Genomic DNA, 8336 nt, shown 5'->3' on the forward strand with positions numbered 1-8336 from the left:
GCGTAGAAAAGGTCGGGCAAAGTGCTGTCGTTGACAGCAACCCAGGTAGCCAGAACCTTCAAGGCTACGCCACGCTGGTTCTCCCAAAGTGCGATTAGCATCCGGCGGCTCGCACGGTCACTCACCGAGTGATGGATGCCCACTTCAGATCATTGCCATTGCGGCAAATACATCCCCTACCCAACTGCCCTGCAGCAACCTATCCGCTTGGCCATTTTATTGCGCCAACCTGCGCCCGTCTCTTTCTCCCGGAAAGAGACGGGCGCTCCTACCACTGCTGCAGCCCACCTCGTACAAGGCATTGCGGCATTTCCCCTCGTGACAATCGGCGTGACAAACACCGAAGTCACCAGCGACAGCGATGCAGATGATGGTGCCGCAGCCCAAGGAATGGACTGCACCTGACTGACAGTCAGGCATGCCCCGGTCATTGCCTCGCTGCCTTCACCCGACTCAGGATCTCACGGCATTGGTCTCGTCAGCCAGCGCAGCCTCCACCCGCCCACTTCTTCGGAAATGTTCAGGAGGCCAGATCATGAGATGCCCAAGCTCCCGGTCGTAAAGAGCCGCCAGTCCCGCGTTAGTGGACACCCCTCACAGGTCGCAGGGGCCTTGATCCCTGATAACACTCAACATCCTTGGCGGGATGACGTGGGGAAAGTTTCAAAGGTTTGGCTTCGAGAGGAGTTCGATCATGGCACCAGTGGGCAGGCGAGATAGACGCAATTTTGGCTATGGCCGGCAACTGAGTTATGCCGGGCCGCAGGCATTGCGCGATCTATTTGGCGGCGGGCATTACGGCACGGTGCAGGCGCACAGTGATCGCTGGTAGGCGTTTGTTCGGTGTGAGCGTCTCGACGATGCCTGACAGCAAGCGGTGCTGACAATCAACAGTCCAGTAATCGTCATCCCCATGAAGCGATTTTCTATTGTTCGGGACCAAATTATCAATACCTTCGATTGCGTTGATAGTGAAAATCAGCACGAACACATTGTACGCCTACCAACTGGATGGTAGCTTATTAACAAGTTTTTATATAACTGTAATTAACACCACCCCTGTGAGAATCCCATGCAAGATTGGAAGCAAACCCGCAAAGACATCAATACTCGCTTGGTAGAACTAAACGGCCTGTCTCCGGAAACAATGAAAGGCATGGCGGCGCTCGGCGCTGCCGGCGGCAAGACCAATCACCTGGACGCGAAGACCCGCGAACTGATTTCCCTCGCCGTGGCCGTGACCACCCGCTGCGACGGTTGCATCGCCTTCCACGCCGCCGAAGCCAAGAAACTTGGCGTCACCAGTGAAGAAGTCGCCGAAGCACTGGGCGTGGCAATCAACATGAACGCCGGTGCCGCGTTGGTGTACAGCACACATGTGCTGGACGCATTCGATAAGTCGTAAATCAAACGCTAACTTTCAACCTGTTAACGACTTCGAGACTAATCATGAATAAGCTGTTCACCCCTTACGATCTGTCCGGTACTGCGCTAAAAAACCGGGTCGTTATGGCCCCCATGACCCGCACCCGGACACTAGACAACATCCCTAACGAGTTCACCGCGCTGTATTACGCACAGCGTGCTTCTGCTGGTCTGCTGATCACCGAAGGCCTGCCGATTTCCGACGAAGCCCGTGGCTACCTGTACACCCCAGGTATTTATGCCGACGAACACTTGCCAGGCTGGCGTCAGGTCACCGACGCGGTGCATGCCAAGGGCGGGAAGATCTTCGCGCAGTTATGGCACGTTGGCCGTATGTCCCATATTTCGGTGCATGGCATGGTTCCGGTTTCTTCGGGTACTCAGCCGGCGGTCGATACCACGGTGTATGCCTGGATCGAGCCTGGCGAATCCGGCGCTGTGCAACCCAGCGTGCCCCGTTCGCTGGAAACGGAAGAAGTGAAACGTGTCATCGCTGACTTTGTGAAGTCTGCGCGTATGGCGATGGAGGCCGGTTTTGACGGTATCGAAATCATGGCTGCCAACGGGTTCCTGTTCGATCAGTTCCTCAGCAGCGCCTTGAACACCCGTACCGACCAGTACGGTGGCTCGATCGCCAATCGCCAGCGCTTTCTGCTGGAAACCATTGACGCGATTTCTGCCGAAATCGGCGGCTCGAAGATTGGCGTACGGTTCTCGCCGTTTGGCCGCCTGTATGACTTTGGTGTGTACGAAGGTGAAGCAGAAACCTGGATGAGCATGGCGGCAGCGCTTAATGAACGCGAACTGGCCTACGTCCACCTGAACTACCAACCGACCATCGTCGCCGCTGAAACGCCGCCGGGGTTCGGCGCCGCGTTCCGTGAAGTCTACAAGGGTACCTTGATGGCCGCCGGTGGGTTTAACAAAGCCCTCGCTGAGTCGGAACTGGTTAAAGGTGAACTCGACTTGATCGCCTTCGGTACGGCCTACATCGCCAACCCCGACTTGGTGGAGCGCATGCAAAACGGCTGGCCACTGGCAGAGGGTGATCGCGCGACTTACTACGGTGTCAGCGATCGCATTGCCAAGGGTTACACCGACTACCCGGAATACGTTGCAGCCAAAGCCTGATTATTCGCTGTTTCATCACTGTCCACTTCAGACGTTAAGGAGCACACCATGCCTCTCGTTACCATCAAAGGCATTGAAGGCGTTTTTACCGACAAGCAGAAAGCCGAAGTCATCCAGAAAGTGACGGACGCCATGGTGTCTGTGGAAGGTGAAAACATGCGCGCCCTCACCTGGGTCATCTTCGAAGAGGTCAAAAGCGGAGATTGGGGAATCGCTGGCAAACCCGTGACTGCGCAGGACATATTGAAACTGCAAGTAGGTAAATAAGGGTTCCATCCCCAAGAAGCGACTCTCTGGTCGGTGGGCATCTTTATGCCCAACGACCAGAGAGTTTTTTCGTTCTGAATGAACTCGCGATTTGTCGTGGAATGCTCACAATGATTCTGATCATTACGCTCACCCTTACCCCGACAAATCCAAGGTTAACGAGGTGATGCTCAGGCAAGCCTCCAATAACCCGGATGTGCTCATACGCTCCCTTTATGACCTGTACCCGGACTTCAACATCGAGGTCCAAGCCGAACAGCAATCCCTAGAACAGGCAGAGCTTCTGATCCTGCAACATCAGCTGTACTGGTACAGCTGCCCGCCGCGGCTGAAATTGTGGATCGATAAAGTCTTCACCCAAGGGTGGGCCTATGGCAAAGGCGCCACCGCACTCAAAGGTAAGAACTTGTTGTGGGCCGTGACCACCGGCGTCGAGCACGACCAGTTCGACATGGGTGACCACCCCCGGGTTTTCGGTGCTTACCCAACCCCTGCATGCGACCGCGACCTACTGCCAGATGCGCAGGCTGACGCCTGTGGCTGTCCACGGTGCTTTCAACGCTGCCCCTCGACCCTGCTTTCGCATTGTCCTTGGGCCGCAGGGCATTGGAGCAACTGGGCATTGGTCGCTACAAAGCCCGCGAACGAGCGGATCGATTCCGTCGCCTGAACCTGGAGATGCTGGAAGAAATGGCCGCGCAGCCTGTGGATGATACCGAGTTCCAGTATGACGCCTACAAACGGGCCAACGCGCTGTTAACGGAAATCTTCAACGAAGACCGCGCTCATCCCATCGGACACCCGAGGGATGAAAAAGAACGCCAGGCTGATCAGCCTGACCGCTGATGGAGGAGGTTCGGTTAAATCGCCTCTTCCAACTCCGCAAGAATGGCTTTTTTCATTGTTCCAACTGAACGGGATCCGGGCATGACCCGCAGCAGCCGCCCCTCATGGAACACCGCCAAGGATGGCACCGCCCGGATACCGTACATTTGCGCGATCGTCGGAGACACCGCCACATCAATCTTTGCAAAAGCCGCCAGGGAGTGAAGCTTTTCTTCCAAAGCATGAAAGACCGGCTTCATCTCCTGACAAGGCTTGCACCAGGACGCTGAAAACAGCACGACGCTGCTGCCTTTGGCCACAAAGCGGGCGAACTGCTGAGCACTCAACTCAACGATACGGCTCATTTGGATCTCGCTCTCAATATGGATGAAGGGCGGCACAACCCAGTGCCGCACCGCTTCTGCTGATCAAATTTTGCAGCCATCTATGCCGCAGACTTGACTGCTGAATGCGTCATCTTCGACTTTCGACTTCTCCTGCATCTTGTTCAGCGCTTCAAGAAAAGCAGCCTCAGGCTGAGCACCGGACAATGAGAAGGCATTATCGAATACAAACAAAGGCACGCCCGAACCTAGTTGCGCGGCGATATGTTCGTCTTCCTCCATCTCTTCGCGCAATTCAACGGATGACCACGCCCATTGGATTAACGCGTCCGAAACACCTACGGTCTTGGCTATGGCCTCCAGGCTGCCGCGACCAAACAGCGACTGACCATGGGAGGTGCTTTGCTCATACAGCGCCTCGACCAAGCGTTTTTTAACGACTTCGTCCGCAACCGCCTTGACCAGTACATGGGCATCTGCGGTATCGCCAAACAGCATGCTGTCAAAGCGGTAATCAAGCCCATCGGCCCGACCATATTTACTGACGGTGTTCATCATCGCGACAGCGGAATCCGGATTGCCGAGCTTGCGTTTAAGGGCAGCGATCATAGGCTCTGGCGCTTGATTCGCCGCCAGACGATAGGCCCTGACGTTGACTTGTACATTGTCTTTTTCAGCAAATTTATCGAGCGCCTGCTCGAATCGACGCTTGGCTACCCAGCACCAAGGGCAAACAAAATCAGACCAGATATCCACTGCATATTTTTTCGAAGAAGTTTGCATGACTCGTCCTGTACTCAAAGAAATCAAGACCGCGTTACCAGCGTTTCAAGCAAATGATCGAAGCCTGCCAACGGGTCGGTTGATCGGCCCAATGTCCAATCGATAAGGCTCGCGCCCTCCAGGCTGCTCAGCAGCATGAACGCGTAGGTCTCAACGGGTTTGTCCAGCGACCAGTTGCGCTGCCGGCCCCCTGCATTGAGAGTGGCCTGAAGCCAATCGAGCTGGGTTTCAAAGAACGCCCGAGTGAGCCCTTGCAGCGACAGCGGCAGTGCCGCCATTTCTGCCGCCAGGGCACCACACAAGGGCAGCAGCCCCTCGTTGGCGCTAATGATGAAAAGCCGGGCAAAACCACGAAGCCGCAGCAGCGGATCGACATGCGTTTCTTCGATCGAACTGAGGGTCGCATCGAAGCGTTTGATGTAGTCCTTGATCAACTCCGCGCCCAGGCTTTCCTTGGTCGGGAAGTGATGGTGAATACTGGCTTTTCTAATGCCGATCTGCGCCGCAAGATCGGCATAACTGAACGCGGAATAGCCCTTGGAGCGCATTTGGGTTTCCGCGGCTCTCAACAGCGCTGCTTTTGTCGTGATCGACGTTGAAGACTCCTGCAGCCAGCATTCAGCCTACTTTCACTTGTACTGAGTGAAGGCGTGAAAGCTCCCGCGATGGGAGCTTTCATCAGGCCGCGCTCGCCACCGTGGTCAGGCCCTAACAGCCATAATTCCAGCATCCACGTCCCAGATTGCGCCGGTCACCCAGGACGTCTTGTCCGACAGCAGGAACAGGATGGTGTTCGCGACGTCTTCGGGAACGCCGACTCGTCCCAGGGGGTGGAAATCGTTCAGCGACTTCATCGCTTCCGGGATCGCCTCTTTGTCCATGAACCCTTCATAGATCGAGGTGTGAACGATCCCTGGTGAGACGGCGTTGACCCGGATACCCGAGTGAGCCAATTCGATTGCCAGGTTGCGTGTCAGCGCATGCAGACCTGCCTTTGCCATGGAGTAGGCAGAGGCCGGTGAACCTGCCAATGCGGCCTGCGCACCGATGGAGCCAACATTGACAATTGCCCCTTCGCGCTTGGCAGCCAGCATGTTCTTGACCACTGCCTGGGTGATGAAGAAAGTCGCACGGTTCAGAGACAGGTACATGTCGTACTCGGCCTCATCGTGCTCGGTGAACGGCTTGGGAATAAAGATCCCAGCGGAGTTCACCATCAGGCTGATATCGCTATGGTTGGCATTGATTTCTTTGCGAACAAAATTCATGCCTTCTTCAGTCATCAGGTTGGCGACGATCACCGACACAGGGCCCAGCGGGCTCAGCTCGTTACGCACCGCATCGGCCTTGTCTTGCTTGCTGCCGGTGAGCACCACGCTGCCGCCTGCCTTGAGCACCATGCGGGCCGTTTCCAAGCCCATGCCACTGGTGCCACCGACAACTAGCAGTTTTTTACCTTTGAAAAAATCGTTCATTGCAGACTCCGGTTATTCAGAACTAATTAGGGTCGGCACCAAGGCGGCTGGCTGCCTGCTGGTGCACGCAAGGTTTGAATGTCTTTGAAACGAGCGAATCAGCCCTCACGCACTTCGAGGGTTGGCACCATGCGGATGGCTTTCGAGAAGTTGGCGTAGTTGACCGAGGTTTTGAGCACCACTTTGTGCAGTTCTTCAACGCGCTCACGGGAGGCGTCGGTGTGCAGTCGAATCATCACACTCACTTCGTCGTAACCTGGGTTGACGTTCTCGTCGAGGCCCAGGAAGCCTTGCAGGTCGAGGGTGCCGTCCGTTTCGATTTCCAGGCTGTGAATCTTGATACCCATCATCGCGGCGTTGGCGGCATAACCTACCGACATGCAGGCGTTGAGAGCGGCCATCAGCAGCTCTTGAGGGTTAGGCGCAGTGTTTTGGCCCAGCAATTCATTAGGCTCATCGGCGACGATTTCGAAATCCCGCGAATAGGTTTCACCGGCCAGACTGTACCGATTGACTTTGGCCACAGAGCGAGTCTGGCCTTTCCACTGAGTCTTGACGTTGAAGCTCGCGTGGCGCTTGGTCGCATCCTCAGCAACGCCTTGGGCAAACTGCTGGAGTGCGGCGACATCGATACCATTCAGGTTGTTGCTCATGTGTTCGTTCCTCTTCGGATGGACCGGGCGTTTGGCCCGGAAGAGAAACAAGCCTACCAACTAGTAGGTTGTCGATCAATAGATTATTCTTCTTATAACCAATCGCCAAAAAAAACCAGCTTCGACAGAGTTTTCCTGAATAGGGATAACTCCGATAACAATGCAGTAATTTCTACTTAATCTTGTACTTCTGATCACACACCGAAAGTGTAGACATGGGTAGATATCCGCAACCCAAATGCGAGACTAGACGTACGCTCGTCAGATTGAGTGCGCGCAAAAAGAATTCAGAGAGTGTGAGCTAAGCGGCTGAAACCACTTACGAGGCGGGAAAACGGACCGAGCCAGCGGGGGCAGAATCGGTCGATTTATGACGCAGAATAAAGCTGATCGAACCTCAGTGATGTGTTTCGGTAACCCGAAGTCCATCTAAAATGAAATCAAATCCAGAAGACTGTTCGTAATTGTCGCTCAACGCCCAAGATACAAAGCTGCCACCTTCCAACGTATTCAAGATGAACCTGGCAACCTTCACGCCGTCCAGCTCAGCTTTGAGTTCCCCTGCCGCTTGGCCCAGTGCGATATTGGCCTGAAGCCAATTGAGATGGATTTCGAAAAAATCCCGCGTCAATTCCTTTAGGCTTTCAGGCAAAGCCAGCAATTCCGCCGCCAGAGCGCCGCAGAGCGGAAGCATCGCGTTTTTACTGCTTTGTGCGAACATCAAGGCGAAGGCATTGAGCCGATCGATAATGCCGGTATTTTCATCATTGATGCATTCCAGCTGATTCTTGAACCGGAACAGATAACTCTCAACGATGGCAATCGCCAGACTTTCTTTGGTGGGAAAGTGGTGGTGAATACTCGCCTTCTTGATACCGATGTCTTCCGCCAGATCGGCATAGCTGAAGGCTGCGTAGCCCTTGGTACGCAACAGAATCTCAGCGCTGGTCAGGAGGTCGGAACGTGTACTCATGATGCCGTTTCCAAATTTATCAATGCGGCATCATAAATTAGTACTTCTTCATAAGACAGCGCTCAGGTTGCGCATGAACCACCCTCTGGAATCGGCCACAAGCAGTCAGCCGTTTCTCAGCTCTGCATTCTCCTCAGTGAATTAAGCCTAACGTTAGGCTGCTAACTTTCTACTGTTGCCGTTGCCGTGCTCATGAGGTACTGAAAGAACTCGCATAAAATACTGTCTTGATTAGGATAATCGTAGGGATAGAGACTTCAGAAATCCGCATTAATTTATTGTAAAACAGGTACTTAATTTTGCATTCGAGTCCAGGTCGTGGAGCCAGACAAGGTTCCAGAGAAGGCTTCCAAAATCTCTGCCCCCCCGAAAAACCCGCCTTATGGCGGGTTTTTTCGTTTTGGCGTTCTGTCGGATTCCGGTGGGTACCAGCCATTTTAAGAGTTTGGGATAAAGGTCA

10 protein-coding genes and 3 pseudogenes are annotated in these 8336 nt (G+C 54.5%); 7 read left to right on the forward strand and 6 right to left on the reverse strand.

Features of this window, described 5'->3' with window-relative positions; all coding sequences use genetic code 11:
- The first annotated feature begins 135 nt into the window (after nt 1–135).
- From BZL43_RS17060 to BZL43_RS17090, 7 genes and pseudogenes are all read left to right on the forward strand, one after another.
- Entirely contained in the window at nt 136–405 is a 270-nt protein-coding gene (locus BZL43_RS17060; RefSeq protein WP_256582865.1) for a hypothetical protein, read from the forward strand.
- 289 nt (nt 406–694) lie between these two features.
- Nucleotides 695–829: pseudogene (locus tag BZL43_RS17065) on the forward strand (integrase); the annotation flags it as partial.
- Nucleotides 830–1072: 243 nt separating this feature from the next.
- Nucleotides 1073–1405: a carboxymuconolactone decarboxylase family protein gene (locus BZL43_RS17070; RefSeq protein ID WP_014860758.1), complete on the forward strand. Its 333-nt coding sequence runs from the start codon at nt 1073–1075 to the stop codon at nt 1403–1405.
- A 44-nt stretch (nt 1406–1449) separates the two neighbouring features.
- Nucleotides 1450–2556, forward strand: coding sequence for an alkene reductase (locus tag BZL43_RS17075; RefSeq protein WP_095633393.1), 1107 nt, complete (start codon nt 1450–1452; stop codon nt 2554–2556).
- A 48-nt stretch (nt 2557–2604) separates the two neighbouring features.
- On the forward strand, nt 2605–2823 hold the full coding sequence (locus BZL43_RS17080; protein ID WP_095633394.1) for a 4-oxalocrotonate tautomerase family protein: 219 nt from the start codon (nt 2605–2607) through the stop codon (nt 2821–2823).
- Nucleotides 2824–2989: 166 nt separating this feature from the next.
- Nucleotides 2990–3392 (forward strand): annotated as a pseudogene (gene kefF / locus BZL43_RS17085) (glutathione-regulated potassium-efflux system oxidoreductase KefF); the annotation flags it as partial.
- Between the two features lie 13 nt (nt 3393–3405).
- A pseudogene (locus BZL43_RS17090) lies at nt 3406–3669 on the forward strand (glutathione-regulated potassium-efflux system protein KefC); the annotation flags it as partial.
- Between the two features lie 14 nt (nt 3670–3683).
- On the opposite strand, the gene BZL43_RS17095 reads toward BZL43_RS17090, so the two are convergent.
- From BZL43_RS17095 to BZL43_RS17120, 6 genes are all read right to left on the reverse strand, one after another.
- Nucleotides 3684–4013, reverse strand: a complete 330-nt coding sequence (locus BZL43_RS17095) for a co-chaperone YbbN (RefSeq protein ID WP_095633395.1) — start codon at nt 4011–4013, stop codon at nt 3684–3686.
- Nucleotides 4014–4076: 63 nt separating this feature from the next.
- On the reverse strand, nt 4077–4775 hold the full coding sequence (locus BZL43_RS17100; RefSeq protein WP_095633396.1) for a DsbA family oxidoreductase: 699 nt from the start codon (nt 4773–4775) through the stop codon (nt 4077–4079).
- Nucleotides 4776–4798: 23 nt separating this feature from the next.
- Nucleotides 4799–5386 (reverse strand): TetR/AcrR family transcriptional regulator, encoded by a 588-nt coding sequence (locus BZL43_RS17105; protein ID WP_256582867.1) that lies wholly within the window; start codon nt 5384–5386, stop codon nt 4799–4801.
- Between the two features lie 90 nt (nt 5387–5476).
- Nucleotides 5477–6250: an SDR family NAD(P)-dependent oxidoreductase gene (locus BZL43_RS17110; protein ID WP_071550874.1), complete on the reverse strand. Its 774-nt coding sequence runs from the start codon at nt 6248–6250 to the stop codon at nt 5477–5479.
- Between the two features lie 98 nt (nt 6251–6348).
- Entirely contained in the window at nt 6349–6903 is a 555-nt protein-coding gene (locus BZL43_RS17115; protein WP_095633398.1) for an OsmC family protein, read from the reverse strand.
- Between the two features lie 397 nt (nt 6904–7300).
- Nucleotides 7301–7876 (reverse strand): TetR/AcrR family transcriptional regulator, encoded by a 576-nt coding sequence (locus BZL43_RS17120; protein ID WP_071550876.1) that lies wholly within the window; start codon nt 7874–7876, stop codon nt 7301–7303.
- Nucleotides 7877–8336: the final 460 nt, after the last annotated feature.

This window comes from Pseudomonas sp. PICF141 (genome assembly GCF_002286815.1).
In the GTDB taxonomy this organism is placed as follows: domain Bacteria; phylum Pseudomonadota; class Gammaproteobacteria; order Pseudomonadales; family Pseudomonadaceae; genus Aquipseudomonas.

Bases quoted from the DNA above. Each gene is read 5' to 3' on its own strand.
- BZL43_RS17075 (WP_095633393.1), top strand. From the start codon at position 1,450: ATGAATAAGCTGTTCACCCCTTACGATCTGTCCGGTACTGCGCTAAAA.
- BZL43_RS17120 (WP_071550876.1), bottom strand. From the start codon at position 7,876: ATGAGTACACGTTCCGACCTCCTGACCAGCGCTGAGATTCTGTTGCGT.
- BZL43_RS17115 (WP_095633398.1), bottom strand. From the start codon at position 6,903: ATGAGCAACAACCTGAATGGTATCGATGTCGCCGCACTCCAGCAGTTT.
- BZL43_RS17095 (WP_095633395.1), bottom strand. From the start codon at position 4,013: ATGAGCCGTATCGTTGAGTTGAGTGCTCAGCAGTTCGCCCGCTTTGTG.
- BZL43_RS17100 (WP_095633396.1), bottom strand. From the start codon at position 4,775: ATGCAAACTTCTTCGAAAAAATATGCAGTGGATATCTGGTCTGATTTT.
- BZL43_RS17080 (WP_095633394.1), top strand. From the start codon at position 2,605: ATGCCTCTCGTTACCATCAAAGGCATTGAAGGCGTTTTTACCGACAAG.
- BZL43_RS17110 (WP_071550874.1), bottom strand. From the start codon at position 6,250: ATGAACGATTTTTTCAAAGGTAAAAAACTGCTAGTTGTCGGTGGCACC.
- BZL43_RS17070 (WP_014860758.1), top strand. From the start codon at position 1,073: ATGCAAGATTGGAAGCAAACCCGCAAAGACATCAATACTCGCTTGGTA.
- BZL43_RS17060 (WP_256582865.1), top strand. From the start codon at position 136: ATGCCCACTTCAGATCATTGCCATTGCGGCAAATACATCCCCTACCCA.